Annotated in this window: 23 protein-coding genes and 7 pseudogenes; 14 read left to right on the top strand and 16 right to left on the bottom strand. The window is 58.2% G+C overall.

All coding sequences use genetic code 11. The features are described from left to right. Positions 1-72: 72 nt before the first annotated feature. On the top strand, positions 73-933 hold the full coding sequence (locus AC3D25_RS02325) for a YsnF/AvaK domain-containing protein (protein WP_488886872.1): 861 nt from the start codon (positions 73-75) through the stop codon (positions 931-933). A 55-nt stretch (positions 934-988) separates the two neighbouring features. After that, positions 989-1,306, top strand: a complete 318-nt coding sequence (locus AC3D25_RS02320) for a hypothetical protein (RefSeq protein ID WP_488886871.1) — start codon at positions 989-991, stop codon at positions 1,304-1,306. 82 nt (positions 1,307-1,388) lie between these two features. On the opposite strand, the gene AC3D25_RS02315 is transcribed toward AC3D25_RS02320, so the two are convergent. Further along, the gene (locus AC3D25_RS02315; protein WP_488886992.1) at positions 1,389-1,559 is read right to left on the bottom strand and encodes a hypothetical protein; all 171 of its coding nucleotides are present in this window, start codon (positions 1,557-1,559) and stop codon (positions 1,389-1,391) included. A 410-nt stretch (positions 1,560-1,969) separates the two neighbouring features. On the opposite strand from AC3D25_RS02315, the gene AC3D25_RS02310 reads away from it, so the two are divergent. Next, positions 1,970-2,194, top strand: a complete 225-nt coding sequence (locus AC3D25_RS02310; protein ID WP_488886870.1) for a hypothetical protein — start codon at positions 1,970-1,972, stop codon at positions 2,192-2,194. An 86-nt stretch (positions 2,195-2,280) separates the two neighbouring features. Here AC3D25_RS02310 and AC3D25_RS02305 read toward each other — a convergent pair whose 3' ends face one another. Next, positions 2,281-4,035 (bottom strand): hybrid sensor histidine kinase/response regulator, encoded by a 1,755-nt coding sequence (locus tag AC3D25_RS02305; protein ID WP_488886869.1) that lies wholly within the window; start codon positions 4,033-4,035, stop codon positions 2,281-2,283. Then, positions 4,032-4,202: a hypothetical protein gene (locus AC3D25_RS02300; protein WP_488886868.1), complete on the bottom strand. Its 171-nt coding sequence runs from the start codon at positions 4,200-4,202 to the stop codon at positions 4,032-4,034. Before AC3D25_RS02300 ends, AC3D25_RS02305 begins: the two co-directional genes overlap by 4 nt. A 754-nt stretch (positions 4,203-4,956) precedes the next feature. On the opposite strand from AC3D25_RS02300, the gene AC3D25_RS02295 reads away from it, so the two are divergent. After that, the gene (locus tag AC3D25_RS02295) at positions 4,957-5,310 is read left to right on the top strand and encodes a response regulator (RefSeq protein WP_488886867.1); all 354 of its coding nucleotides are present in this window, start codon (positions 4,957-4,959) and stop codon (positions 5,308-5,310) included. 43 nt (positions 5,311-5,353) lie between these two features. Here AC3D25_RS02295 and AC3D25_RS02290 read toward each other — a convergent pair whose 3' ends face one another. Beyond that, positions 5,354-5,659 (bottom strand): hypothetical protein, encoded by a 306-nt coding sequence (locus AC3D25_RS02290; RefSeq protein WP_488886866.1) that lies wholly within the window; start codon positions 5,657-5,659, stop codon positions 5,354-5,356. Between the two features lie 309 nt (positions 5,660-5,968). On the opposite strand from AC3D25_RS02290, the pseudogene AC3D25_RS02285 reads away from it, so the two are divergent. The 3 genes and pseudogenes from AC3D25_RS02285 (at position 5,969) to AC3D25_RS02275 (ending at position 8,013) form a co-directional block, all read left to right on the top strand. Then, positions 5,969-6,799 (top strand): annotated as a pseudogene (locus AC3D25_RS02285) (manganese catalase family protein). A gap of 374 nt (positions 6,800-7,173) precedes the next feature. Next, positions 7,174-7,473, top strand: coding sequence for an alpha/beta fold hydrolase (locus AC3D25_RS02280; protein ID WP_488886865.1), 300 nt, complete (start codon positions 7,174-7,176; stop codon positions 7,471-7,473). A gap of 30 nt (positions 7,474-7,503) precedes the next feature. Further along, positions 7,504-8,013 (top strand): alpha/beta fold hydrolase, encoded by a 510-nt coding sequence (locus AC3D25_RS02275; RefSeq protein WP_488886864.1) that lies wholly within the window; start codon positions 7,504-7,506, stop codon positions 8,011-8,013. A 211-nt stretch (positions 8,014-8,224) separates the two neighbouring features. Here the strand turns inward: AC3D25_RS02275 and AC3D25_RS02270 are convergent, their stop codons facing one another. The 3 genes and pseudogenes from AC3D25_RS02270 to AC3D25_RS02260 all read right to left on the bottom strand — a co-directional run bounded on the left by AC3D25_RS02270 (position 8,225) and on the right by AC3D25_RS02260 (position 9,740). Further along, on the bottom strand, positions 8,225-8,524 hold the full coding sequence (locus AC3D25_RS02270; RefSeq protein WP_488886863.1) for a DUF6723 family protein: 300 nt from the start codon (positions 8,522-8,524) through the stop codon (positions 8,225-8,227). A 129-nt stretch (positions 8,525-8,653) separates the two neighbouring features. After that, positions 8,654-9,271: pseudogene (locus AC3D25_RS02265) on the bottom strand (divalent metal cation transporter). Continuing rightward, the gene (locus AC3D25_RS02260; RefSeq protein WP_488886862.1) at positions 9,192-9,740 is read right to left on the bottom strand and encodes an Nramp family divalent metal transporter; all 549 of its coding nucleotides are present in this window, start codon (positions 9,738-9,740) and stop codon (positions 9,192-9,194) included. The pseudogene AC3D25_RS02265 and the gene AC3D25_RS02260 overlap by 80 nt, the downstream one beginning before the upstream one ends. Positions 9,741-10,167: 427 nt before the next feature. Between AC3D25_RS02260 and AC3D25_RS02255 the strand changes: the two genes are divergently transcribed. From AC3D25_RS02255 to nadE, 4 genes and pseudogenes are all read left to right on the top strand, one after another. After that, positions 10,168-10,707 carry a DUF4142 domain-containing protein gene (locus AC3D25_RS02255; protein WP_488886861.1) on the top strand — a complete coding sequence of 180 codons (540 nt, stop codon included), beginning with the start codon at positions 10,168-10,170 and terminating at the stop codon, positions 10,705-10,707. A 55-nt stretch (positions 10,708-10,762) separates the two neighbouring features. Further along, positions 10,763-11,254, top strand: a pseudogene (locus AC3D25_RS02250) (YciE/YciF ferroxidase family protein). 173 nt (positions 11,255-11,427) lie between these two features. After that, positions 11,428-11,967: a CinA family protein gene (locus tag AC3D25_RS02245; protein WP_488886860.1), complete on the top strand. Its 540-nt coding sequence runs from the start codon at positions 11,428-11,430 to the stop codon at positions 11,965-11,967. Beyond that, positions 11,954-12,802: an NAD(+) synthase gene (gene nadE, locus AC3D25_RS02240; protein ID WP_488886859.1), complete on the top strand. Its 849-nt coding sequence runs from the start codon at positions 11,954-11,956 to the stop codon at positions 12,800-12,802. The genes AC3D25_RS02245 and nadE overlap by 14 nt, the downstream gene beginning before the upstream one ends. Positions 12,803-12,852: 50 nt before the next feature. On the opposite strand, the pseudogene AC3D25_RS02235 reads toward nadE, so the two are convergent. The 4 genes and pseudogenes from AC3D25_RS02235 to AC3D25_RS02220 all read right to left on the bottom strand — a co-directional run. Next, a pseudogene (locus AC3D25_RS02235) lies at positions 12,853-13,249 on the bottom strand (manganese catalase family protein); the annotation flags it as partial. Between the two features lie 15 nt (positions 13,250-13,264). Further along, positions 13,265-13,615 (bottom strand): transposase, encoded by a 351-nt coding sequence (locus AC3D25_RS02230; RefSeq protein WP_488886858.1) that lies wholly within the window; start codon positions 13,613-13,615, stop codon positions 13,265-13,267. A gap of 480 nt (positions 13,616-14,095) precedes the next feature. Next, positions 14,096-15,034: a glycosyltransferase family 2 protein gene (locus tag AC3D25_RS02225; RefSeq protein ID WP_488886857.1), complete on the bottom strand. Its 939-nt coding sequence runs from the start codon at positions 15,032-15,034 to the stop codon at positions 14,096-14,098. A gap of 916 nt (positions 15,035-15,950) precedes the next feature. Next, on the bottom strand, positions 15,951-16,499 hold the full coding sequence (locus AC3D25_RS02220) for a hemerythrin domain-containing protein (protein ID WP_488886991.1): 549 nt from the start codon (positions 16,497-16,499) through the stop codon (positions 15,951-15,953). Between the two features lie 674 nt (positions 16,500-17,173). On the opposite strand from AC3D25_RS02220, the gene AC3D25_RS02215 reads away from it, so the two are divergent. Further along, positions 17,174-17,503 carry an FmdB family zinc ribbon protein gene (locus AC3D25_RS02215; RefSeq protein WP_488886856.1) on the top strand — a complete coding sequence of 110 codons (330 nt, stop codon included), beginning with the start codon at positions 17,174-17,176 and terminating at the stop codon, positions 17,501-17,503. A 397-nt stretch (positions 17,504-17,900) separates the two neighbouring features. On the opposite strand, the gene AC3D25_RS02210 is transcribed toward AC3D25_RS02215, so the two are convergent. Continuing rightward, entirely contained in the window at positions 17,901-18,101 is a 201-nt protein-coding gene (locus AC3D25_RS02210; RefSeq protein WP_488886855.1) for a nucleoside 2-deoxyribosyltransferase, read from the bottom strand. A 262-nt stretch (positions 18,102-18,363) separates the two neighbouring features. Between AC3D25_RS02210 and AC3D25_RS02205 the strand changes: the two are divergent. Beyond that, positions 18,364-19,599: pseudogene (locus AC3D25_RS02205) on the top strand (IS3 family transposase). A gap of 47 nt (positions 19,600-19,646) precedes the next feature. Here AC3D25_RS02205 and AC3D25_RS02200 read toward each other — a convergent pair. From AC3D25_RS02200 to AC3D25_RS02190, 3 genes and pseudogenes are all read right to left on the bottom strand, one after another. Continuing rightward, positions 19,647-20,104 (bottom strand): annotated as a pseudogene (locus AC3D25_RS02200) (RES family NAD+ phosphorylase). Further along, a pseudogene (locus AC3D25_RS02195) lies at positions 20,101-20,388 on the bottom strand (antitoxin Xre/MbcA/ParS toxin-binding domain-containing protein); the annotation flags it as partial. The pseudogenes AC3D25_RS02195 and AC3D25_RS02200, both read right to left, overlap by 4 nt. Positions 20,389-20,714: 326 nt before the next feature. Continuing rightward, positions 20,715-21,098 carry a hypothetical protein gene (locus AC3D25_RS02190; RefSeq protein WP_488886854.1) on the bottom strand — a complete coding sequence of 128 codons (384 nt, stop codon included), beginning with the start codon at positions 21,096-21,098 and terminating at the stop codon, positions 20,715-20,717. 90 nt (positions 21,099-21,188) lie between these two features. Here AC3D25_RS02190 and AC3D25_RS02185 point away from each other — a divergent pair, with 90 nt between their 5' ends. After that, positions 21,189-21,545, top strand: a complete 357-nt coding sequence (locus AC3D25_RS02185) for a hypothetical protein (RefSeq protein WP_488886853.1) — start codon at positions 21,189-21,191, stop codon at positions 21,543-21,545. Positions 21,546-21,735: 190 nt separating this feature from the next. On the opposite strand, the gene AC3D25_RS02180 is transcribed toward AC3D25_RS02185, so the two are convergent. Further along, positions 21,736-25,869: a CheR family methyltransferase gene (locus AC3D25_RS02180; protein WP_488886852.1), complete on the bottom strand. Its 4,134-nt coding sequence runs from the start codon at positions 25,867-25,869 to the stop codon at positions 21,736-21,738. Between the last annotated feature and the right edge of the window lie 29 nt (positions 25,870-25,898).

Raw genomic sequence — 25,898 nt, 5'->3', positions numbered from 1 at the left:
TTGCCCTCAAATCGGATTCAACGCTCGTCCGTATCGCCTGCGAAGCCACTCACAAATACTTTGGAGAACGACATGGCCCAAACATTGGTAGGAGTATTCGACTCTTTCAGCGACGCAGAAGCGGCGGCTCAACGCCTTGAGGCAGATGGCATCGCCTCTTCCGACCTGCGAGTTCACGCTCGCGATGATTTGGCGTCTTCGGATCCGTCCGTATCTGGCGGCTCGACGCGACCGGTCGTTGCGGATCGCTCCGCTGAAGAAGAAGGCGGCACGATGGAACGGATTGAGCATTTCTTCAAGAATCTATTCGGCTCGGACGACGCGCCGGAGGAAGCTGGGCATTACCGCGAGGCCGTACGACGCGGCGGCGCATTGCTCACGGTCGACGTGGCGGACGAATCGATGGTCGATACGGTTCGATCCAGTTTGACCGGCGCAGGTGCGATCGATATCGACGAACGTGTCACGCAGTGGAAAAGTAGCGGCTATGCCGGATATGACCCGACCGCGACGGCCTACACGGCGGACGAGATCGCGGCCGACCGGCAGCGCTTCAACGTGGTGAAGGAAGAGTTGGAAGTTGGAAAACGCGAAGTTCAGACCGGCGGAGTACGCGTGTACTCCCGTGTTACGGAAACGCCGGTCAGTGAATCCGTCAATTTGCGCGAAGAGCATGCCACGATCGAGCGCAGGGCGGTTGATCGTCCGGCAACGGCGGCTGACCTCAAGGAAGGATTCGTCGAGATTCGCGAAACGGCGGAACAACCGGTGGTCGCCAAGACCGCCCGTGTCGTTGAAGAGGTGGTGGTTGGAAAAGCCGCCAGTGAACGTACAGAAACCGTGCATGACACGGTTCGCGGGACTGAAGTCGACGTCGAACGTGTGGAGGGACGCGACGATACGCTCCCTGGCTTGGCGAAAAAGCCGGTCTAAGAGAAATCGAGCTTACGCGGCGGCCGATGGTCGCCGCTTTTTTTTGGGAGGCCCGATGCGGGCGAAGCAAGCATTCGACACCCTAGAACAGGCGATCGAACATGCGTGCGCCGTTGGCAACTGGTCCCACGCGGTCGACGTTGCGGTTGGCATCGGGATGATTGGCGGGGCCCAAAAATCTGACGCCGCTTTTGAATATCGATTTACGATCATAGACGCCGATGGATTAATCGCGATCTTCTCGCTGACCGTTCACGATCGGAGTCGGCCGTTCGCGAAAACGCCTAACGCGCGCTACCGTAATCGCTTTTCCCTCGCGTTACTTCGGAATGGGCAAGAACTTAATGTCGTGGAACGGCACTACGAGGACTAGTAGCAGCGACCGTTGTCCTCTTCGAGACGAACTCCCTCAGCGGCGGTGTTTGCTTCGTTGACCAACGCGTCGATCAAGTCAATCAATAAGGTCGGGGCATGCCCTTTTGACAATAGCCGTCGAAATCTCCCGGCAATGAAGCTTTTCGCACTTCCGCCTCATCAAGTGCTGTGTACGCAATGATGATCGCAGGCGACGTACTCGGCTCAGCACGGAGCGCCCGAGCCGCCTCATACCCATTGCACTCCGGCATTGAGATGTCCATCAGAATGATCCGGCGTCAACTCCAAACCAACGGAGACGCCCTCCCGCCCGCCGAACGCGCCTTGGCAGTCCCACCCAAAATGGTCGAGGAAGGCCAACAGTGCCTCCGCGCCAGCACGATTATCGTCGACGACGAGCACCCGCACGCGCTCTCGCTTTCGGACGATCGGCCGGGCCGACCATTGTCTGACGAAATGATTTCCGGGTATATTCACGTACAGTTCCAGTGAAACAATGTAGTACGACGAATACTACATAAGCGTTTTACTATTCGTGCGAAGACCGGTCAACTAGGGCGGGCTGCTTCCCAATCCTGCGTGTGGGGTTTAGAGCAGAATTGCAAAAATTGCCAGTGCCTTTCGGCAATTCATTCGTCGCGCAATCAAGGAGCGAATCTGCGTGAAGGGAAAAATTACTGCGTTCGCGGAGGGCGCCAACCGGTTTGGCTACCTCCTTTCGGGAGATGATGGGCTGTCGCACGAAGACGTCGTGTGCGCAGAGACCGCACGGGTGTTCGCCGCCGAACTACACGGATCGAACGCATTTACATCGCTGATGAACGCAATTGCAACGGCGAAACCTGAGGACTACCGATCCCTGATCGGTCGCACGTTCGACGGATAGTCGCGGCTGCGGCACCCGCGCCCTCGGACGAGCGTGCGAGGTCTTTTTCCTTGCGCACGCTGTTCGATGGGGATCGCGCTTTAACGTCAGGCGCGTAATGCCTTGGCAACGTCGGAAAGGCGGTACGGCTTATGCAAGAACATAAACTCATCCAAGGCGCCGTGATCTAGACGCAACGCGGAAAGCGGGTAGCCGGACGTGAGCACAATCTTGATGCCGGGAAAGCGCTCACGCACCTGCCGTGCGAGTTCTATCCCGTTTGCCCCGTTCGGCATCACGATGTCGCTAAACAAGATATCAATCGCGGCCCCAGTTTCCAGGATTGCGATGGCCTGCGTTGCATTGCTCGCGCTTTCGACCGCGTAGGCAATGCTCCGGAAGAGTTCGGCAGCCCCATTTAGCAAATCTGGGTTATGCTCGACCAGTAGGACGGTTTCAACCCGTACCTCGGTCGCTCTGCTCTTGTCATCCGAGCCCGTCGCGTCGCACGCTGGCAAATAGAGATCGATCGTTGTGCCCTTTCCCTCTTCGCTCGCGATTTTGACGTCGCCGCCGGATTGGGTGATGAAACCGTAGACCTGACTCAGACCGAGGCCTGTACCTTTGCCCGGTTCCTTTGTCGTGTAAAACGGCTCAAATACCCGCGATACGACATCAAACGACATACCGGTGCCCGAATCGGCTACGCGCACGCGAATGAATCGTCCCGCTGTGAGCGTTCCAATTTCTCCGGACGCAAGGTCGACTTGCTCTGTGGTAATTTTTAGCAGCCCGCCTTCCGGCATCGCATCACAGGCATTGACGATTAGATTCAGTAACGCAGCTTCGAACCGCGCCGCGTCCACCAGAGACGTTGCCGGCGCGGAGCTCATTGCCAGTTCCATTCTGACCGACGAGTTGCCGGCGCGCCGGAGCATCGGTTCAAAGTCATGAATTAACTTACTCAGGTCGTGTGCCTCCGGCTTTAGTGGCTGCTCGCGAGCAAAAGAAAGAAGCTGCTGCGTGAGCGACGCGCCGCGTTCGATGGCGCGCTGCATACTGTGGATCATTTTGGAGTCGAGGTAATTCTGAGACTGAGTCGACAGGACCTGCAATCCATTCGAAATCACCGCGAGCAAATTATTAAAGTCGTGCGCGATGCCGCCTGTTAATTGCCCAATCGCCTCGAGCTTCTGTGATTGGAAGAGAGCAAGATTCGCTTGTTCAAGCGACGCAGCCGCTTCCTTTCGCTCAGTGATATCGCGGGTGATCTTCGCGAATCCGACGAGCGCTTTATCGTCGTTGTAGATGGCATCGACCACCACATGGGCCCAAAATCGCGAGCCGTCCTTGCGTATGCGCCAACCCTCCCGTTCAACGCGTCCGTCCCTCGCGGCGATCGCCAAAGTTTGCGTTGGCACGTTCGCCACCTGAACTTCAGCGCTGTAAAAACAAGAGAAGTGCTTACCGACAACTTCCTCCCGCTCATATCCTTTAATCCGGGCCGCACCGGCGTTCCAGCTTGAGATTGTGCCGTCGGGCGCGAGCATGAAGATTGCGTAGTCGGTGACGCCTTGAACCAGCAGCCTGAACTGCTCTTCGCTTCTACGCAAGGCCTCTTGCGCAATCTTGCGTTCCGTGACGTCGCGGGTAAGCTTCGCGTATCCGATCACCCGTCCGTCATGCTCGTTAAGGATCGGATCGATGACCACGTGAGCCCAGAAGCGCGAGCCGTCTTTTCTTACTCGCCAATTTTCAGCCTCGAACTTTCCTTCCGCGGCGGCAATCTGCAATGCGCGATCCGGCACGCCCGCCTGCCGGTCCGCATCAGTGTAGAAAACCGAGAAATGCTCGCCGATCACTTTTCGCGCGAGTAGCCCTTAAAACGCTGCGCGCCGGCGTTCCAGCTAACGATTGTTCCCAAGGGATCAAGCATATAAATTGCATAGTCCCTGACGCTGGTGACAAGGAGCTCCAGGCGTTGGGCGTCACTCAGGCCGACCAGACCCGGTGAATTGTTGGCAGTCATCGTGGCAAAATCCTGTGCAAGTTCTCTGGGAATTCGGCGTGGCCCTGCGGTCGCGCAGACTGTGCCATCGCGTAGGTTCATTAGCGCCGTTGGTCTTCGCAGTGGGATTCTATCGAATGCAACAGCGCGGGTAGCTTAACGGGAATTTCGCGGGTTCTGATTTGACCACAGCCACCCCGAGGAGTCGCTGCCCCGGGGCGGGGGACCCATCAACGCATGCGCGCCAGCATCCCTGTCGTGCAGTGCGGAGCGAGTGGGCGATTTTGTGCACGTCGGTGCCGACGCGCGGCATGTATTGGAATGATTGCATGATGAACATCGGATTAGCTGTTTTCTGGATAGGTGCAACGACCGTCTTGCACTGCCTCGGACTCTCCCGTCAGTTGCCGGACTGCTGCCCCTCTGTTTAATTTCGAGCGTACTGGTGATTACTGATTTTATTTCAGTCTCGCTTCTAGTGAAGCTTATCAAGGGCCAACACACGCACGAATTACCGGAATACGAAACGTCCTATTGAGATACTTGAGAAGAAGCAGGGCTTGGCACTCTGTTCGGCGTCCGGGAACGGCGCAGCGCAGCTCTGAGGTAAACAGGAACGAGTCCTCCTGCCAGAAGACTTCTCGCAGGCGTGGGCCGAGGCGCCAAACCCTGCGCGTGATTCTTTGTCCCGTCCATGCCCGATGCAACGTCGGCAATTTCTGTGAAACGAGCAGTGCTAGGACGCTTAGACATGTTCGGACGTTGCAGAGCAGGTATGACTACGATATTGGTTGTTGATGACACGCCCGATATTCTGTTGCTGGTGGGAAGCTTGCTGGAAGAGACGGGGTATGTGGTCGACACCGCGACCAATGGGACGGAAGGACTTGCTTTGGCGATAGAGCACCGTCCGCAATTGATCATCACTGACTGGATGATGCCTGAGATGGACGGTGTGGCGTTGTTCCACGCCGTGCGGAGTACGAGGGAGATCGGTCTTACTCCGGTGATCCTCATGACTGCGGGGTGGCCAATCCCCAATGTCCAAGTTCAAGCAATACTAAGAAAGCCTTTTGCGATATCGGATCTTTTTAGCTTCATCGAACGCTTCGCATTGGTCGAAGGATAGGCGCCCGAGCGAGGCGTCGCCCTCGATAATGTGCACGATCTCGTTAGAGCTGGAGTCGGCCGTGGCGACGCGCGCGCCATTGGGCGAGCCCCGCGCCGCGCACCCCGAATACCGGTGAATCGAGCCACGCATCGAGTTCCGGGCTCCAATTCAGCCAAACGTTTTCATCAAGAGCGAACTCTTCGTCGAGATCACCGCTGCCGTCTTGCGCAAGAAAGACCCCCACCAAGCCATCAACGTCTAAATAGGCGACCGCGACGTCAGTCAATTCAGCCGTAGTGCCGCTCGGTTGCTCGCGAAGTAGGAACTTTAGCCTGGCAAAGAAAAAAGCGGCTGAGGGTGAGTGCACCGTGCCTCCGAAGTTACGCATTGGGGGAAATATATCGATGCGGCCGAACGTGCTACGCGGGCTAGAGCAGGTATGGTTACTGCGCCACGTTCACGGTCCTCACCGGCGGTGCCCATCCGCCAATAAACCAGAGCCGCTTGCTCTGAGACCCGGGCGCCCATAGGGTGCAACGTGGCCCGTCGTGGTCGCGTCGCTGTTCAGGGAACCGAGACGTTCGTCCGATGATTTTTTAAGTCGCCGCGACACTTCTCCGCTAAAAAAGGAGCTTCACATGTTCGTCCATACAAGCGCCTCCAATAGACCGTACGCATCGCGGGCCCCATCCCGGCCGCGCGAATCTTTTACTTGAGCAATTCGGCGGCCCGCAGGGAGAACTTGCTGCCACGTGTCGTTATTTCACTCAGGCTGTCTCGGAGGACGACCCGGTACGAAAAGATCTCTTATTAGCTATTGCGACTGAGGCGCTGAGCTATTTAGAAATTATCGGCTCGATTGTCGCCATGTTGAATAAAGGGGCGAACGGCCAACTCGCCGAGGCAGTCGAATCGCAGGCTGAGTTGTACCGGTCGATGACGAGCGGGGGAAACGACTCGCATACCGCTGCGCTCCTTTACGGGGGCGGACCCGCGCTTACCAACTCGGCAGGCGTCCCGTGGACAGCGGCATACGTCGACACGATAAGAGAGCCCACGGCGGACCTTCGGTCGAACATCGCGGCGGAAGCGCGGGCGAAAATCGTGTACGGCCGGCTCATTAACGTAACGGACGATCCAGGAATTAAGGAAACGCTCGGATTTTTAATGACGCGAGAAATTCCCATCAAAAGTCGTTTGAGAAGGCTTCGCACTCGATCCCGCCAAACTTCCCACAAGGGAAGCTGCCGGGCGTTCCTCCCTTCACGAGCGTGTATTACAACATGTCGAAGGGCGCTGACGTGCGAGGTCCATGGAATGAAGGCGGCGATTTGCAATTTGTCAACGATCCTGAACCGGCAGTGGACGGCGGAGACGGCCTTGCCACAGTTGACGTATCGGCCGGCGACGTCAATGTACTCAAACGATGGCGTCGGGGACGGCATCCGACACCAGCGCTGATCCGGTCACGGGAGCCGATCTCGGCGCAGGCGCTACATTGAGGTAATTTAGACGCGGCCCCGGCGGGGGCCTCACTCGCCGGTTACGAGGTACTTCCATGAACCTCATCCTGACGTTTTTCTGGCAGTGGGCGCACTTCAGTCCGTTTCTCTCTCTTCAGTCGTCGGAAGCCGGCAAGCGGAGCACATGGCCTGTCGCCATGCGGGATCGTCAACACCGCCGTTGATGCCCGTGCAAGATCAGCCGCCCGTCGTCCCATCCGCCGAACGGTCAATTACCCGTATGTTCGCTCTTCTACTTGAATGTAAGCGGCTAACGGTTCGCACGTTAACCCGCAATCCAGCAAAAAATCGCAGGTGCGTTGAGCTTGCGGCGAACCGACATCCTGCAGACGTCGAGCGCTGAGAGGGGCACCCCGTCGTGCTTCTGCACGGGAATGCCGTTCTGCCGCAGGATTTTGAGGGAAGTGGACTAATTGATGGCCTCTCGCCCCGACACCGCGTCATTGCGTTCGATCGACCGGGATTTGGCTACACCGAGCGTCCCCGTGGGCGGCTTTGGACTGCGGACGCGCAGGCCCGCTTGTTCGAGAAGGCGCTCGCCCAGCTTAAGGTGGCGCAGCCAGTTGTAGTCGGTCATTCTTGGGGCGCGCTGGCCGCACTGGAATTGGCGGTCCGATCACCCGGTAAGCTGCGCGGTCTTGTCCTGCTCGGAGGATAATACTACCCCACCGTCCGAATCGACGTTGCCGTGAACGCACCGCTCGCCGTCCCTCTTCTCGGCGACGCGATGCGATACACGATGTCACCTATAGGAGGACGATTGTTGATCAAGCGGTTGGTGAGGACAATGTTTTCGCCGGCTTCGGTGCCGCAAAGCTTTGAAGAGGCGGTGCCTCGCGAAATGGTCTTGTGGCCTTCCCAGCTTCGAGCCGAGGCGCAGGACGGGCTTCTAATGATGCCATCAGCAGCGCATCTCAAGAATCACTACGGCGAGCTGCGCCTGCCAGTTGACATCCTCGCCGGGGCGGGCGACAAGGTCGTGGACGTCACTGCGCATTCGCGACGCCTGCATGCCAAAATTTTCCATAGCAGCCTGACTGTGGTGGCTAACGCGGGCCACATGGTTCACTATGCGGCCGTCACAGACATTGTTGCCGCCGTAGAAGCGATGGTTGCACATCCCCTTATACCTTCTGGTCGTCGTCCCCAGTCACTGTCCCAACAATCGAGTTGGCCCAGCCTTTCACCTGGTTCTTAACGCCGTCTTTCTGGAACTGAGTTCATGTGAGCCTCCCGAGAGTTTCCCATTCGTAGTGCAATCGCCGTACCGTCGTGACTCGGCGCGAGTCGCTCCGAGGTTAAGCGCTCGTCGACCTAAAATTCATGTGTATGGTCCAAGGTTTTCCCTCGCTCAGGAGGGAGTAGTCAGTCATTGCGCTGGAGCGACACTGCGGGCTTCGGCGTGCATCTCAGCCCTCGGGCGTGAGCAGATCGGCCTGGACAATTTTTTCACCGGTTTCCTGGGCTGCGCGTATGGCCTCCTCTTTGGTCCAAAAGGGCCCGATGCTTTCGGCGCCTTCGAAAGGGAAGAGCAAACGGCTGTCCGTTTGCCGTACAACTTTTAGCGTGCCGATATATCCGCCTCCTGCCCCAATCCGATACGATGCGTATATTTCAAAATCGTCGCGCGATTCCCCACGGGTTGCGGGAATCTCTCTGCGAGCCGGGTAAAGTACTAATTTGGGTTTTTTTCCGTGAGTCGATTTCATGTCGGCCATCCTCAATCAAGTGCGACGCCCGATGCAAACGCTATGCCGCGCTCGGTCTGGCGGATACCGTGCACGAGAAAGGTGGCGCAAAGGTCGGCGGCAATACTCGCCTCGTCGCGCGGTTAGCCGTTAAATGTCTCGGCAATTAGAGCGACGCCCAATACTGTAACGACAATCGCGGCAATCACAGCACTCGCAAGAGTTGCCCAATGGCATCCATATTCGCCTCAGTTCGTGTCGCGTTGCGAACCAGATAGGCGCCGCCATCGGGACGGGGACGGCGAGTCTTAGAACGACTTGGCTCCAGATCAACGCGTGCGTCGCATCCACACCTGCCCCGACCACGAAGAAGCTGGTCAGAAGTCGTCGAACCCGCAACGGTACCCGGTATCCTATGAATCCACGCATGATCGTCTGGAGGGCCATGGTGCCTACTACCGAACTGGAAATGCCCGAAGCAAGTAAGGCGACGGGAAAACCGCCGCGGCGGCCTCCCCAGAACCGGAGCGAGCGTCTTATAAGCGGATCCGATCAAGGCAACGCCTGGGTGGCCTGCGTGGAAAGCGCCCGCAGGTTTATCACCATTGCCATATTAATGATCCCAGCAACGCTGAGCGCCGCAACGACCTCGATATTCGGAAAGCGGATCAACTTAGTTCTTTCCGCGTCATTGCACGCCGTCACGCGCTCGCCAGCGAGGTCCGAATGCAAGAAGAGGGCGTGCGGCAGGAAAGTGGCGCCAATCATGGCAACAGCTAACGATAAGCTCCCTCGTCCGGACGTGTCGGAACGATGGCCCCATGAACAACGACGATCCATTGAGTCCCGACATTGGCAATTGGATGACGTACGAAACACCGATCACTGCAATGAGCGCCCCGATCGCCCGCTCTATTGGGCGAAACCCGGCTGTTTGAAGCAATAGCAGGCCGTAAGTTACTGCCGCTGTAACCAACATAGCGACGGTGAGCGACAGATGCGCGAGCGGCGAGAACCCGATCGCGCCGCCTAAAAACTCGGCGAGGTCGGTTGCCATGGCAGCTACTTCGCTGACGATCCACATGCACCAAGCTAGCGGCTTTGGGAAACGATCGCGGGAGAGTTCTGAAATGCTCTTTCCCGACAGGATACCGACTCGTGCGGAAAGCGATTGGCATAACATCGCAATCAGGTTTGCGCCCAATACCACCCAGCGTAGGCTGTAATCGTACTTCACGCCGGCTTCGATGTTTGTCGCGAAGTTTCCCGGGTCCATGTAGGCAACGGAGACTACGACAGGGAGCCCCGAAAACGTCATGAGCGCGCGTAGGCCGCGCCTGCGTCCGCGCAGAGCTTCCCGACACGCGCGAGCCGCACTGATGTTTGCGTTCCTTTGTCCAACATCTCGGCTTTTACACGGCTCAACGCAGCTTCGCTCCGGGCTAACTCGGCGGCACCGGCAAAAAAAGCCGCTCGAGCGCGGGTGAAGACTCCTCAAATGACACGTCATCCCCGTCGGGGACCTATTTTCAGCAACTAGCGTGCCACTCCCCCTTCGGCCTCTCGCTGGCGGCGCTTGCTGCGCCGCGCGTCATAGGGGAGCGGTGCGGAGAGTTTGGAATGCCGTTTGCTGCTAACCGGTGAGTCTATTAATGGGAGTAATCATGAAAATCAACAAACTGTTCCTGTCCGCCGTACTGATGGCGGGTATTCCCGCAGTCGCCCTCGCGCAGGCTACAGAGGCAGCGAGTACGACATTGGCGAACGATCTTCCCAGTCCAGACAAAGAATTTGTACAGGCTGCCAGCATGTCGAGCTCAACAGAGATCGACGCCAGTAAGCTCGCTTCTGAGCAGTCGCAAGACAAGGATGTGAAGGCGTTCGCGCATCAGATGATGTTGGATCACACCAAGCTCACGGTTCAGCTCAAGATGGCGGCTCCCCATGGCATAGCAGTCCCCAAAGACAACTCGGACAGAGCAGTTCTCGATTCTTTGAAGGGCTTACACGGGACGGAGTTTGACAAAGCATACATTCAGAATGTCGGTGTAGAGGGACATGAGAAAGCGGTCCAAGCTTTCCAGAAAGAAGCTGACGGCGGTCAGAACGCCGACCTGAAGAAAGCCGCCTCTAAAGCGTTGCCGACGATTCAAGAGCATCTGAAGATGGCGCAGGGCTTGGCTGTCAAAAAAGGTGCGCAATAAAGCGTTAAACTTCTTCCGGACCGCGGAAGCCGAACACCATGAACGGAGACTCGCCATGGCTGTGAAAACACTGAACGACCTTTTTATTCACGCGCTCTCGGATGTCTACAGTGCTGAAAAGCAGTTGACACGAGCGCTGCCGAAGATGGCGCGGGCCGCCACAAACGTGGACTTGAGAATGGCGTTCGAGACACACCTGGAGGAGACGCACGGGCAGATCGAACGGATCGACAACGCGGTGGAGTCCGCCGGGCTGAAGCTTAAGCGCATCAAGTGCGCAGCGATGGAAGGGTTGGTCGAGGAGGGGCAGGAGCAGATCGAGGAAATTGAAAAAGGACCCGTCCTCGACGCCGCCCTAATCGGCGCCGCGCAGAAGGTCGAGCACTTGAAATCGCGACCTACGGAACGCTCTGCGCGCTAGCGAAAAAACTAGGCTACACAGAGGCGATGACTGCTGCTTGAGACGCTCGAAGAAGAAAAGGCCACGGACCAAAAGCTTACTCTTCTCGCCGAACAAGAAGTAACTGAAGAGGCGGCAGGCAAGTAGTGACAGTCGGCGCGGTTGAATGCTGCTGAGCGCCCGGCACCGCCACCGCTCGTCCGTCTGCGCGGGACAACTTTTTTAGCTTCGTATCTCTACCTATAAGGGTAGGCAAACCCTAAGTTGAATATTGCTTTAGGAACTGTAAAGATTTTGTATTCCTAAATACGGAGCGTCGTATGAATATCGCCCGTCAGATCGTTGGCTTCTTAACTTCTCGGGGCCTGGTGTTGTCCACCGCCGAGTCTTGCACCGCAGGGCTGATTGCCTCGACGTTAGCAGAGATTCCTGGCAGCGGGGCGTGTTTAGACGTCGGGTTTGTCGTGTATTCGCCCACCGGAAAATGTGCCTTTCTCGGTGTCAGACCGGAAACCATCGAACAACACGGACTCACGAGCGAGGCAGTGGCGAAAGAAATGGCAATAGGCGCGCTCGAGCTCGAAGCCTGCCAAGCGAACGTAACGGTCGCGAATACTGGCGTTGCCGACGAGCCTCCAGATGGAAGCAATCTTGCGCCCGGGACCCAGTGTTTCGCGTGGTGTTACCAAATTCGTGATGAGCGATTTGTCTTTAGCGAAACCAAAGTATTCGACGGTGATCGCAACGCGGTCCGTCGCCGCGCGGCGCTCTACGCGATCGAGGGCATTGAACACTACTACGACGCCATTGCGGCCGCACGGCGGGTGAACAAAGATGGAGCCAAAGATGGTGAACGGTGAAGGCGGACGATTTGAGGCTCGGCAGCGCAACATCATCGACACGCTTTGTGTCGCGGCCGAGTTCAATGCACCTGACGAACGTGTTCAGCGCGTTAATTTCTTGGCGAATTACCTTGCTCGAGCGGGTCTTCAGACCTACGTACTTGGAATCAGTGGAGGTGTTGACTCCACCACGGCGGGGCGCCTCGCGCAATTGGCGGTCGAGAAGCTACGTGCAGGCGGGGCAAACGCACGGTTTGTAGCGGTCCGATTGCCGTACGGGAACCAGCGCGACGAGGACGATGCGCAGCGTGCAGTCGAGTTCATCCGCCCAGACGAAGTCGTGGTCGCGAATGTTGCACCGGGAGCCGATGGCGCACTCGCATCGCTTCACGCGGCGGGCGTCATGTTCGTCGATGATCAACAGCAGGACTTCATCCTCGGCAACATCAAGGCGAGACAGCGCATGGTTCTGCAATACGCTTTGGCCAGTGCGCGGCGCGGGCTTGTCATTGGCACCGATCACGCTGCGGAATCATTAATGGGCTTTTTTACTAAGTACGGAGACGGGGGAGCAGACATCCTGCCGCTGTACGGGCTCACGAAGCGGCGCGTGCGGGCTCTGGCTGCAGAGATGGGCGCGGGTGAGCGCTTGTTCGAAAAAGTTCCGACCGCTGACCTTGAGACGCTGACGCCTCAACGTCCGGACGAAGACAGCTACGGAATCTCTTACGACGACATCGACAACTTTCTTGAAGGGAAGACTGTATCGGAGAACGTCTACCAAACAATCTTCCGGTTTTTCGACACGACAGCGCACAAACGTGCGCTCCCAATTACGCCGTTCGACCCCTGATTATTGCGGGTGCAGTATTCCAGCCTTTCGGTCTCTGCACCCGGGAAAGTCTATTCCCTTTCCGTCGCCTGCCCAGACCCGAGGTCAGCCCCGGTGGTCGGATTTGATGTCGTATCGGACGCTGTACGCGCGACCATCGCGACCATCGCGACCATCGCGCTCAGGACCTCCACATCCTTGCTCGAGACGCTCACGCTAGCGAGGCCGTCGCCGCCGTCTACCGCAGGCTGCGAGTCGTCGACAAACTGCCAGTCGCCGCTTTGATTCCACGGGGCCCCGAACACCCTCACCTTTCGACATGTTGAAATAGACGCTGGTGAACTCCGGCACGCCGGGTAATTTGCCCTGAGGAACATTGGGTTGGATCGAATGCAGTGCTTTTTCGAACGACTTCTAATGTGCTATCTCACACGTCATGAGAAAGCCAAGCGCGTCGTTAATGCCCGGGGGGTTTGCTTTGCACTAACATAATAATCCTCCGGTTTTTGTTGTCGTGCAGGATGAAATTTTTTGCACCGAGATCTGCGTATGCAACGCCATTGCGAAGCATGTGCCACGCTGCGGTGAGCATCGACGCAGCCACTGCGATGATTGTTTTCTTTGAACCGCGCCGCGCCTTGATGCTAGTGACTGGGCGAACAGGTAGCTGTCCTTCGTACGTACTGCGGCCCATCCGGCAGACGCGAGTGCCGCCTTGAGCCATGGGCCGTTGTTGCGGACACTCGTACTGCGGCGCTTACCGGCGCTCTCATCATTGCTGGGACACAGCCCGGCCCACCATATGAGGTGACCGGAATCGGGAAAGCGCGCCATGTCGACCCCCGATCTCGGCCACCACTTGGCTTCCATGGCAACGTGGGAACAGCTATGGACGGACAGCCAGTCTGACAGCGCTAGCAATCCCTTGGTGGTACTGCAGAAGCTCTGCGCTTTACGGTGCCCCGGCGTAGACACACAACGGACGCGGGCGACGATGATGTCTTTATGTGTGTCCCGCCCGGTACGGCGCGGATGGAGTACCTGCATGCTACCCTATTGCAAGATAGAGAACGGCAACGGCGACAACTCTTGTTATGGGGATTCTGGTAAGCGCGCTCCGGCAGGGCGACATTTTCCCTCGGTCACAATTCGGGGCGCTCGCAGGGTTGCGGGCCAACTCTCATACGGCCTCAGTGCACCAGATAATAGGCCGACCTCGACCACTGCTGCCTCGTAATCGTATTCCTTCCGAGGTCCGCCTGCAGCAGTCGTGCGCTTCATCCTTCGGGGCCGGGCATACCCGATGAATCACTCTCAGGTATCCACGCTCTTCCTGTCTCGGGGTTTGCACCTCGCATCGACAACGGCCGCGCGCCGTTCCGCGTCCCGTACACAATGGAGCATCTTCCTCACCCGCAGCGGGATGGGCTTGCGGCGTGCCAGCGCCCACGCGGCTCCGCAAATGAAGTCGGCGCTGTCTCGTGCAAAGGCACCCTCTCGCCAAAAGGTGGCGAGGGCCCGCACCGTCGTCTGCAGGACCGATGACCACGGCAAGCGCAGGCACGCGATCCACGCCGCATTGCGTGCCAACATTCGGCGTCGTAGTCGGCTGTCGCGATGTTTGGAAGGGTGGTGGTGCACGGTCAACCGGTCGCAGTAGACGATTGAGTGATCGGATGTCAATACGTCTAGCGCGACGAGTTCTTCTTCCCCGCCGATGAAGATCTTTGGATCGTAGCCGCCGACCTCGCGGAACAGCGCCGTGCGAAAAACGCAAGCGCACGCCAGGAAGCCGGTTAACGCTGGGCCGGGCAAGCCACCGCTGTCGAGTGGACTCTCGGACATCAAAGTGCACGTCGGATCGGTGGTACGCTCTGGGCCGACGACTACCCGCGCGCAGAGGACACCGACCGTTGGCCAGGTGTCCAAGATTTCCACAGCGCGCGCCAGCGAGCCCGGTACCCACCATGTGTCGTCGTCGGCAAAGGCGACATACTCGGTGTCCACATGCGCGACGGCACGGTTTCTCCCTGAGGCGCCGAGATTCGCGCCGCATTCGACGACGCCGACGCTTGGAAAACGCAAACGGACAAACGTGACGGTGTTGTCGCTGGAGCCGTTGTCGGACAACCAAACAGGTGGCCGCTCCGGGAGTGCCAGAAGACGCTCGAGCGTCGCCGCGAGCTCGTCGACGCGGTTGTAGGTCAGGACGACGATTGAAATGCGCTGTGAAAGTGGCAAGTCATTCTTCATGGGGCACGGTGCTCACTGACTTAAAAAACGCATTCGGCAAAGGCCGCGTTCATTTGGCCGTAGCCAAGTCGGGTGCTCAATCGCCCGAGCGCTCCCTACTGAACAACCCTTTCTTCGTTTGGCGGACACGTTCGGACCTAACTTCAACACCATCGCCTTGCGCTTCACACTTATGAAGCGGTCCCTCTCACCGGCGTGTCGGTTAGAAGGGGCATCGGAAACACTATCATGTCCTGTCAGCAAACGCTGAAAGGCGGTCCTCACAATCCTTGGTGCGCGTCCGGTAAGGGAGGTTTCGCGGGTGAGAACGCATGACCCAGCGCGGAGGCGGACGAGGAAAGGCGCGCTTTGAGACGCGTACAGCCGAAATTGAATGCGATGATGGTTCTTCATCGACGGAAACTTGCCTCCAGTCCTAGCTACGTATGGCGCGCCGCCCGCTGTTGCATAGCCCAGCGGAAACACTGCGCAAAGCGCATCATTCTTCGTCGGCCACCAGACTGAGTCTCGGCACGAGCTTGCGGTGTGTCAGCTTGCCAATACCACGGATGACCTACAGGTAGAGGTAACTAGTCACGCAGAGGTACGAGCCAAAACCCCGTTGTGCCCTTCGGTCCTTTGCGAGTACCGGCGCGGGTGGGACCGGTTCGTCACTTGCATTCGGTCTCGCGGCTCTTTCGGTCTGCGAGTTTTCTTAGTAACGGAAGACAAGCCCAGACCTACAATCTAAACCGTCTGGCGCAGACGCACAAGGCAGCGCGCGCACCGGTTTAGCGATCGCGTCGCCTTCGTTCGGGAACGATGGCAAAACGGGCGAACTCCTGGGACACCGATCTGACGGTCGAGAAGAAGTCAGCGTCCCTTACCAGCCAGACTTCCTCTGGATGAAGATTATTGCGCTTCGCCGGTTGGAGCATTAGGCCTTATTTGGCTCCGCTCGCCGCCATAAACGGAAGCAATGCCTCAGCGCCAGTGCCCCGATCGAAACGGCTGCGAGCGACGCGATCGGAAACGTTCCCGCGGTCGTCACTGCGATCTGGCCGGGACGCACAGCGACAAGTTCGAATCTGCGCTTGTTCATGCGCTGCCCCAGCGTCGAAAGCTGGGAGGCCAGTGCGCGTTCAGCATTCGGCAGTAGCACGGTCTCCTCGTCTGCGATGTGGTGAATCACCTCGCGCATGAGTTGCATAAAGCGCGCGTCGTACGCAGCGTTGTCTGGCCCCATCGCGCGCAGTTTTCGAATGTCTTCCCGCATCCTCTCGTGTTCGGGACGGCTTTTCGCAAGCGTATCGTCACAGGGAATGACCGTCGCCAATGCAGGATAGAAAATCTCTTCTTCGAGCTGCGCGTGTATTTCCAATGCCGTACACGTCAGGTTGACAATCGCGCGCTTGCGCCACCACGGGAGTGTCGGACGGTAACGATGAAATGCCGCAATCACGTGCGTGTGATCCAAGCGGATCATCGTGGTGATCGAAGGGAAGATCGATTGTTCCACTTGATTACTCCTTTGAGAATCAGAAGAAACGTTGCTGTGCGTTTTCCCATTAGCAGAGCAATAGCTGTTCCGGTTTGGTGTGGAATACGGCACCGCGACTGCTGGACACGAGACGTAGGCCGATGCGTCATTCGAACCTCAACGTCCGTTTGAGCCGAACAATTCGAGTAACAGTCGCGGACAAATCTGTTGCTCTGGAACGCAGCGGGAGCAACGCCGGTCGCGCTTCGTGGATGGCAATACGGCAGGTCATTCGTTACCGCCTTACGCGGTCGACAGCACCCGACGCACAGGCGACAATCAGGATCCCCGAGAGGGTGCACTGCGCGCTTGCAGTGTTGTCGACGTGGCAGTCGCGCAAGTTTGATTCCTGGCGGCTGTGTGGTCGCTCGGATTTGAGATATCGCGACCTTAGCGGAACGGTGCGCGCGTTCGCGTTTTGCCCCTGTGGGTGAATCTCCGCGGGCTTTCCGCATCTGCCGTTACGCGAGGTGTGGTGGTCGCGCAGGCAGAAGGGTTTTTCGTGGCTACCGTCGCTCTCTTTCCGTTCGCGGACAACTGGGCCCGCGCAGTGCGGTCGCCGCGTTATGCGATTTGGGCGGCAGTTTCCGTGTCGATTTGTTGTCGTCTGTTACGCTTGAATGGCGACAATGAAGGTGCGGCGGCCTTCGCGCGAGCAGTGGAACGGAAAATGCGCGCCATTGGTTGGATTGAGCGGATCAGCGATCTTCTTTGGTGGAAACGTCATGCCTGTCTACGATTATGAATGCGCGGACTGCGGTGTATTCGAAGTCGTTCGTCGCATTGCGGACCGCGACGCTTCCGCGGCGTGTCCGCAATGCGGCGAGCTCGCCGCGCGCGTGACGGTTGCGGCGCCCCGCGTCGGCAGCGCTAGCTCATCCGCCGACGGCTCGGGTGACGGCGGCAGCTACGGCATGTCGCATAGAGGCGGTTGCCTCTGTTGCCGTTAACCCTCTTTTACTGCGGGCTCGGTACGACCAACATCGCGTAACGTTTCTTCCGGCTGCGGTCGCCCGAAGGCTCTTTACTACGCCCCGCAAACTCAAGTTGTAATGCCGAGCCTGGCGGCTTCGGTCGACGCGCACGCGCATTCCGATGACGTAACTGACGTGCCGACAGTTTCGTTTTGTCGGGTTAAGATTTTTTAGATTTGTCCCTTTTAGCGTTGAGAAATCTCTATGTTTAAGGGCTTTTAAGCACCGAGTCGCGTTCGGGCCGTCGCCAGAATCGCTTCATTCGACTCTTCGCGGGCCTGTTCGCGCTACTTGCGATCGCGCATTTTGCGCTCCTTCGACCGGGGCGCTTCGACCTGATTGGTTCTCGACGGCGAGCCCAATGCCCCGCAGGTCATCGCGCTGCGCCTGAATACGTTGCGCCGTCTGCAACGCGTGACCGGTCGCCGACGGCGCGATAGATCGAACGAGCCGCGCCTTCAAATGGGAGCGAAGCGGGCACGTCACTATCAAGCGGGTAGAGACCAACGAAACCGCGTTCCCGACAGAGCTGTTTCAAGTGCTCGCCGTGCTTCTTTGCGTCCGTACGAAACACGTCGAAGCCTTTGAGGTGATTTCGCGGCTCGCGTGCAACTCGCTCAATGGGAAGGGGCGAGGGAGCGAGTTTTTCTAATAATTTCGCCTGTGATTAAGCCAGCCGCCGCATCTGCTTTTCGAGTGGCGGTTTCAAGGGTTAAGCGCTTCGGTCTTAGTTGCTGGCGTTCGCCACATTGCGCGTGAGTTGGCGCTACGGTGGAACAGCCCCGTCGAAAACCGGACACGAGGTAACGCTTAAAATTTAAGGTAGTCTTCCGCCTATGTTTAAGCCTAAGTCCAATGTAGAACCCATTGAGGTTCTGACCCAGCCGGAACAGCGCCGGCGCCGCTCTGTCGGGGAGAAACTCGCGATAGTGCGCGAGACCTTCGAACCCGGGGCAAGCGTTTCCGGAGCAGCTCGTCGCCATCAGGTGAATGCGAACCAGGTGTTTGCCTGGCGCAAGCTGTATCGAGATGGAAGCCTGTCAGCCGTGAGTGCCGGAGAACAGGTGGTGCCAGCCTCCGACCTTGCCGAAGCGGTGAAGCAGATTCGCGAACTCCAGCGGCTGCTGGGCAAGAAGACGATGGAGGTGGAAATCCTTCGCGAAGCAGTGGAGTACGGCCGGGCAAAAAAATTGATTGCGCGCTCACCATTGCTGCCGGGGGACGACCGTTGAAGACGGTCTGTGAAGTCCTGGGTGTGTCGCGCTCTAATCTTGCGGTCAAATCGAAGCGCCCCGCTGAGTGGGTTGACCAGCGCAGGATGCCGGTTCTGGACGACATGCCGCTGGTCAGCGAGCTTCGAGGACTGGTCACCGACCTGCCCACCTACGGTTACCGGCGTGTGTGGGCACTGTTGCGACGAAACCGGGAGACGCAGGCTCAACCTCGCGTTAATGCAAAGCGGGGTTTATCGGGTCATGCGCACGCACGGTCTGCTGCTGGAGCGCCGGCCTCGTCATCCCCAGTCAGGGCGCCGGCACGAGGGCAAGGTCGCGGTGGAGCGAAGCAACGCGCGCTGGTGCTCGGATGGCTTTGAATTCCGTTGCGATGACGGCTCGCCATTGCGCGTCGTATTTGCCTTGGACTGCTGCGACCGCGAGGCCATGAGTTGGGTGGCAAGCACCGGGGGCTACACCGGTGACATGGTGCGTGACGTGATGCTTCAGGCCGTCGAGAGCCGCTTCCACGGAGCGCTAAAAACCGATAGCGAAATCGAGTGGCTTAGCGACAACGGTTCCTGCTACATTGCCGACGAGACGCTGACGTTCTCGCGGGCAATCGGCCTGAAACCCATCACGACACCTGTCCGAAGTACGCAGAGCAACGGAATGGCCGAGAGCTTTGTCAAAACGATGAAGCGCGATTACGTTTCGTGGATGCCCAAGCCTGACGCGACGACGGCGCTGCAGAACCTGGCCATCGCGTTCGGCCACTACAATGAATTGCATCCGCACAGCGCCCTGAAATACCGCTCGCCACGCGAATTCCGCCAGCAAGCAAACTCACCAACCTAAGCGTGACCACGTGTCCGGTTATGCAGGGGCAAGTCCATACGGTCGAGTCAGCAGGCGCCGATACGAGGGTCGTGACGCACGTCTATAACCATCCCGACTGCAATGTCGGCAGCGTTGCGATGTGATGGATTCAAGATGTAGTTAAATGCGAACGGCATTACCACGCTCGGCACCTTGAGCAGCGGGGTGTTACCCGTTTCGAGCCATTCGCTCCCAGCTGCCTGCGTCGCCGTCACATTCTCACGCCAGTCGTCGGGGAGCGCGCTTTCGTCAAGCTCGGCGACGAAAACTTCGTCGCTCACCTCCACCCTCAATAAACGATAGCTGTCGGGTGGTCGGCGGCCGAACGGATCTCCTGATGGACGAGCGTCTCTAAGAGTGCGCCTGGAGGGGGTTCAGCGAGATAGACGACTGGACGTCCTGCGAAGTGCCAACGCCCGGGCGCTCGCAATCCGCCTATCCCCTTGAGACCTGCGAAGTTACTGATCCTCCATAGCACCATCAGGCGAAGTACCCTTCGTCGATTTGAACCAGCGCGTCTTCAACCAGGCGTGCGCCATGCTCCGTATTTGCCATCTCTAGGGCGCTACGATCGGCGAATCGGTTCTGCGGATTACTCAGCCAATTTATTGCCTTGGCGCTACTTCCGAACGCTGCATTTGCTTGTGCAGCAATTCTTGCCAACCTGATGGCGCGGTCAGATTCCTAAGTCGACAGGCGTTCATGCTGCTGTCGACGATGGGTAAGCGTGCGTCGCGGAATGATAAAAGCCAGCTCATTAGCCTTCAGGTGACCGCCTGGACCCCAGGGTAGGCAGTACGTCGTCGCTTTTCTCGCCGGTGCGGGATGAAAAAATCGTTGGCCCTGCCAGCCGCATGAACGGCGACGCTTGGATGAGCCGGATGATGTATGTCGAGGCTAATACAAATGTCGTAGCTGGAATTAAATTGAAATGTCGTACCTCAGTGCTTCGTCGTATCGTGAGTCAAGTGGGATCGCTAGCGCCTGCATAGGGGGCTACCTTTCTGAGCTCGCGCTCGCGTCGCAATCCGCCGACGTTCGGCTCACTTGCTCGTCACATGCGTCGGCGCCCGCTCGCAGAATTTCGTCCAATCTCAGAAAACTTCGCTCGCTCGCGGCTCATCGCTGACGCGCAGTTTTCGAAGTTCGGCGCAGCCCGCATTGACATCTTTCGAAAAAAGTGCCGGATTTTCAATTCGCATCATCTCGTAACCGCGTACCGTCTTTTGCTCCCGCGCCCAGCCGTCCTCCCAACTGGATTCGAAGTTGGTGACCTCGGCCGAGCGATCGCGCGTCATCGATTTGTAGGCAGCCAGCTTTGCCGGTGATAATCCGCAGAAGGTGCTGGCAAACCGCGCATTCGCCGCGGCCGCTTCGATAGTCGCTGCTCGAACGCCGGCGCGGTTGTCGAGGTTTTCTGCAGAGGCAGTGTTTGTCACCCAGCAACAGTAAAATAAGCAGAACCAGCATTTTTTCATGACGCCTTTCCTCGTTTATCCGATGCGGTAGAAGCGCCGCGAACTAAGCGACATTTTTTAGCGTATTCGGTTTGAATTCAAGAGATTATTGTGAGTCAAGTGCCGCACAATCTGGACGGCGAGGCGCGAGCCGAGATTCTCTGCTATTTGGTCGTGTCTCAACTCACTGCACGGGCACTCACCGGCGAGTGGCTGTCTGCGTCCAATGTAATTGAGTCTTTACAAATCTGGCTGCGGACCAACGGCGCATCGACAAATTGGGAGGAACGACTTGCTTTGGCCGGTGCTGCCGAAGAACTGGCTCGCTCACTGTCCATCCATTTCCCAGTCGACGAGCACTCTCTCGTACAACTATTCCACGTCGACCGCTGGCACTTGGACCACCGCTCGCCCACCGTTCAGTCAGTGTATCAAGCGTGCGTTGAGCATCTCGACACGTCCGAATGAATGAAGCTCGGCGACAGCCAACGATTCCCGCGACCGGCAGTCGACCCGTGTCTGCCGTTCCCCGGCCGGTAGCCCGGATGCCCCTTTTGTTCGTTCGAGCGGTCATTCGGCGGGCCCGTCAGTTCAACTGGTATTCGAGATAGATAGAGTTTGAATAGCACTCTGTCGAACCACCCAGCTGCGATAACAGCTACATGATCGCGCCGATAACATGCAATAACGCATTCAAGGTTACCGGTTTGCCGAGATGCGCATCGAACCCAGCGCGCAGCGCCCGCGCAGCGTCCTGATCACGTCCGAACCCTGTCAACGCTATGGCAGGAACTTTGGCCGTACTCGGTTGCTTGCGCACCGCCTCGATCAGTTCATACCCGCTCATGCCCGGCATGGCGATGTCCGACAGGATCAGATCGAATTGACGATCCTTGGTCAGAGCAAGTGCCTTTTGCGCGCTGGACTCGGCCGTGACTTCAGCGCCTTCGATTTCGAGCAGTGCGCCAAACGCCTCAAGGCTTTCGATGGAATCGTCGACCAGCAGGACCTTTAATTCCTTAAGGATGGCGGCATCCGCAACACTCGGCGAGTTCGAGCGCGTGGCAAGAGGCGAATGTTTGGGTAACCGCAAACGAAAGCACGCTCCCCGACCGATCCCGGCAGATTCCGCTTCAAGTCTTCCGCCATGCATTTCCGCCAGTTGCTTGGTGAGCGACAGGCCAATCCCGAGTCCGCTGCTATCGCGGTTGACGCTTCCCTCCGCCTGACTAAACATGTCGAAGACTTTGGGCAGGAATTCTGGCGTAATGCCCTTGCCCGAGTCTCTCACTTCGATGCAGGCGAAGCGATTATCTTCCGACAGGGCAATGCTGATACTGCCCCCACGAGGAGTGAATTTGAGCGCGTTGCGGAGAAGATTCCATAGCATTTGTTCGACCCGCACTGAATCGGCCTGAATGACAAGTGCAGTGTCGGTCCGGGCTGTGCTCAACGCGATGCCGCTGTTTTCGGCATCCGTGGCGCAGGCGTCCGCTACGGACCGGACTACGGCCGCGAGGTCGACGTCGGCGAAATTCAGGGCGAGCTTTCCCGTGCGCACCCGCGAGAGATCGAGGAGATCGTCGATAATCTTTGCCTGACTGATTACGGAGCGTTGAATGGCCTGCGCCGCGTCCCGAACCAGAGGAATGTGCCGTGCGTCAGGAGCGCGATCGAGCAGCTCGGCCTTCACGTGAATGAGGTTCAGCGGATTCTTGAGTTCGTGTGACAGTACGGCGAAGAACTCGTCCTTTTGGCGATTGACAGATTCGGCCTGCGCACGCGTCGCTCGCTCTAGCTCAAGTTGCATCTGCTGTTGGCTCTCGACACTCTTCTTGTCGGTCATGTCGCGAACGATCTTGGCCAGCCCACTGAAGCCTTCGCTGGAGATTTTGCTCATCACTCCGCTACAGTAGATTCTCCTGCCGTCTTTGCGTTGGTGCCATCGTTCGTCTTCGGCCCGACCAATCGCCTTTGCGGTTTCGCGTTCCCGAAGTGCGACCTCTTGCGCGCGATCTTCCGGCGTGAAGATCAGGTCGGCAGGCTTGCCCAGTACCTCCGGTTCACCATAACCAAACACGCGCTCCGCACCCTTGTTCCAGGACACGATCCTACCGTCCAGATCCTGGACGATGATCGCGTAGTCGTCGGTGGCCACTGCGGCTAGCTTAAGCCGTTCCTCCCCCAGACGAACCTCCTGCTGAGCGAGGCGTCGCTCTGTGATATCAATCAGCGTCAGCACCGCGCCGTCGATGTGGTCTTCACCGGTTCGGTAAGGTAACAGCCGGACCAAATACCATTCTCCGCTCGTCGTGCTAACTTCGCGTTGCGTGATCTGCAGGCTTTCGAAGGTCGCACTCGCGTCGGCGGTCAGCTCCGGATAGATCAGGCGATGCGTCAGGTCGAACAGCGAACGGCCAATGTCCGTTTCGATCAGATTGAACAACCCAACAGCGGGCGCCGTGTATCGCTTGATGTGCATCTCCCGATCGACGAAAATCGTGGCGATGCCCGTCGCCGCGATAAGGTTCTGAAGGTCGTCATTGGCCTTCGCCGTTTCTTCGACCTTGTTCTGAAGCGTGCTGTTGACGGTGACGAGTTCCTCGTTCACCGACTGCAGCTCTTCCTTGCTCGTCTCCAGTTCCTCGGTCGCCGAGCGCATTTCTTCGTTGATCGCCTGAAGTTCTTCGTTTGACGCCTTAAGTTCCTCATTTGAAGCATTAGATTGCTCGATGCTCAGTCGCAGAAGTTCCTTGGTGCGATGCAATTCGCCCTCGAGATGCGTGACAAGCGGATTCTGGTCCGCATTTGTCTGCTCCGCCCGTTCGGGCCGAGTCGTCTCCTCGACCTCGTCGAAGAAAACCGTACAGAACACCGCCGAATTCGTTGCGTCGTTGAACGGACGAACCGTCATGTTGACGTAGGAAGAAGTTGCGCCGTGTGAGAACCGCACCCGCTCAGCATCAACGCTCCTGCCGTTTTGCAGTGCTTGAAAGAGCGCCGTGCGCAATTCGAGCCCCAAGTCAGGGTTGATGAGTGTGAGCAGATTGTGTGAGGGCTCACCACCGACATAACGGAGAAATCGCCCGACGTCGTCGGACATGTGCAGGATCTCCGCGTTCCTGTCCACCAGCACACTCGGCGGCGGGTACCGTTCGATTGCCTGCTGATGAAGCGTCGCGAAAGTCAAGCTTGCGGGGTCGCGTATGGGTGCCGGCCCGAGCGGGCGCGGCGCGAGAGCCTGATGGCCGGTCACAGCCGGCGACGAGATCGACGGGACCTTTGTGGGTAACATTTTCGCCCGATAAATGCGATTTTTCTTATCGACCGTGCTAAAAAGATCGTCGGCGATGTCGACTGATTCCGAGGTCCCGAGGAATAGCAAGCCACCCGGCTGGAGTGCAAAATGAAACGTTTCGAAGACCTGACGCTGCACGCGCCTGTCGAGATAGATCAAGAGGTTGCGGCACGACACGAGGTCGAGATGAGAGAACGGCGGATCGCGCAGCACGTTGTGAGGCGCGAACAGCACGCTTTCCCGCAGCGCCTTGTTGATGACGTAACGGCCGCGCTCCGGCGTAAAGAAATGCCGCAGGCGCGTGGGCGGGACGTCGGTCAGAATCGACTCCGGGTAGCTGCCGGTGCGCGCGACTTCTATCGCCTGCTGGTCGAGGTCCGTAGCAAAGATCTGCAGTTTCGGAAACTCGGAGCCCTCCGCCTTGCGCTCGCTGAACAACATGGCGAGCGAGTAGGCCTCTTCGCCCGTTGAACATCCGGCGACCCACACGCGAACGGACTGAGCCTCAACCTTGCTGGCGAGGATGGCCGGCACAACCTCGCGCTCAACCGCCTCGAATGCCTCACGGTCACGGAAGAAGTTCGTCACGCCGATCAGCATGTCACGAAGCAGCGCACCTGTTTCGTCCGGATGGGTCTCGACAAAGCGCTGATAGGCAAGCAGGTCCGGTAGGCCGTTGACCTGCAATCGGCGCTCGATTCGCCTCAATACAGTCGCACGCTTGTAGTGCTGAAAGTCATGACCAGTACGGACGCGTAGGGCCTTTAAGATGCGTTGCAGCGCGTGTTCTGCCGCCATCGCACCGTCTTCAGCCGCCTCCACCGCCGTTCCGCTCGGGGCTGCGTCGGGAGACGGCAGTGTTATCGAACGAGCGTTCCCCGTCAGTTCTATCAGCTTTTGCGGCATGTCGGCAACCGGCAGCACGATGTCGACCTGCCCGGTTGCCAACGCATTGGCCGGCATCTCAGCGTACTCAGCATCCTCCGGCGACTGCGCCAGCGTGATCCCACCGCATTCCTTGATACGGCCGATGCCGACTGCGCCGTCGCTGCCCGTGCCCGAAAGGATGACGCTGATCGCACGTTCGCCGTGTGCTTCGGCGAGGCTGCGAAAGAACAGGTCGATCGCGACAGGCCCGCCTCGCCCCCGCTCGGCGGGCGTCACTGACAGGTAGCCATCGGTCAACGATAGCGCGGTCGCCGGAGATATGAGATAGACGTGGTTCTTCTCGACCGGCGTCGCCTCGGTCACCTGCAGGACTGGCATTCGGGTGACGCGCCGCAGAACGTTGTCGGCCTGACTTTCGTGCGAAGGTGAAAGATGGAGGACGACCACGAACGCCATACCTGGTTCCTGCGGCATATGTTCGAAGAATCGGATTAAGGCCTGAACGCCGCCGGCCGATGCACCGATCCCGATAATCGGAAAGTCGAGCGCAGGAACCTTGCGAGGCGCTGCGGCCTCGTTGCCGACACCATAATGTGGATTTTCCATCTGACAAGTCAACCTTGAGTAAGTATTGA

Source organism: Caballeronia sp. SL1002 (assembly GCF_057814995.1).
The sequence above is the reverse complement of the archived record's forward strand: the minus strand, read 5'-3'. Positions and strand labels throughout refer to the sequence as shown.

Excerpts from the sequence above, each read along its gene's own strand:
- AC3D25_RS02230 (WP_488886858.1), bottom strand. The coding sequence starts at position 13,615 with ATGGCGCGCTTTCCCGATTCCGGTCACCTCATATGGTGGGCCGGGCTG.
- AC3D25_RS02190 (WP_488886854.1), bottom strand. The coding sequence starts at position 21,098 with ATGAAAAAATGCTGGTTCTGCTTATTTTACTGTTGCTGGGTGACAAAC.
- AC3D25_RS02215 (WP_488886856.1), top strand. The coding sequence starts at position 17,174 with ATGGCGACAATGAAGGTGCGGCGGCCTTCGCGCGAGCAGTGGAACGGA.
- AC3D25_RS02225 (WP_488886857.1), bottom strand. The coding sequence starts at position 15,034 with ATGAAGAATGACTTGCCACTTTCACAGCGCATTTCAATCGTCGTCCTG.
- AC3D25_RS02300 (WP_488886868.1), bottom strand. The coding sequence starts at position 4,202 with ATGACTGCCAACAATTCACCGGGTCTGGTCGGCCTGAGTGACGCCCAA.
- AC3D25_RS02180 (WP_488886852.1), bottom strand. The coding sequence starts at position 25,869 with ATGGAAAATCCACATTATGGTGTCGGCAACGAGGCCGCAGCGCCTCGC.
- AC3D25_RS02245 (WP_488886860.1), top strand. The coding sequence starts at position 11,428 with ATGAATATCGCCCGTCAGATCGTTGGCTTCTTAACTTCTCGGGGCCTG.
- AC3D25_RS02320 (WP_488886871.1), top strand. The coding sequence starts at position 989 with ATGCGGGCGAAGCAAGCATTCGACACCCTAGAACAGGCGATCGAACAT.
- AC3D25_RS02270 (WP_488886863.1), bottom strand. The coding sequence starts at position 8,524 with ATGAAATCGACTCACGGAAAAAAACCCAAATTAGTACTTTACCCGGCT.
- AC3D25_RS02220 (WP_488886991.1), bottom strand. The coding sequence starts at position 16,499 with ATGATCCGCTTGGATCACACGCACGTGATTGCGGCATTTCATCGTTAC.
- AC3D25_RS02255 (WP_488886861.1), top strand. The coding sequence starts at position 10,168 with ATGAAAATCAACAAACTGTTCCTGTCCGCCGTACTGATGGCGGGTATT.
- AC3D25_RS02325 (WP_488886872.1), top strand. The coding sequence starts at position 73 with ATGGCCCAAACATTGGTAGGAGTATTCGACTCTTTCAGCGACGCAGAA.
- AC3D25_RS02295 (WP_488886867.1), top strand. The coding sequence starts at position 4,957 with ATGACTACGATATTGGTTGTTGATGACACGCCCGATATTCTGTTGCTG.
- nadE (WP_488886859.1), top strand. The coding sequence starts at position 11,954 with ATGGTGAACGGTGAAGGCGGACGATTTGAGGCTCGGCAGCGCAACATC.
- AC3D25_RS02315 (WP_488886992.1), bottom strand. The coding sequence starts at position 1,559 with ATGCCGGAGTGCAATGGGTATGAGGCGGCTCGGGCGCTCCGTGCTGAG.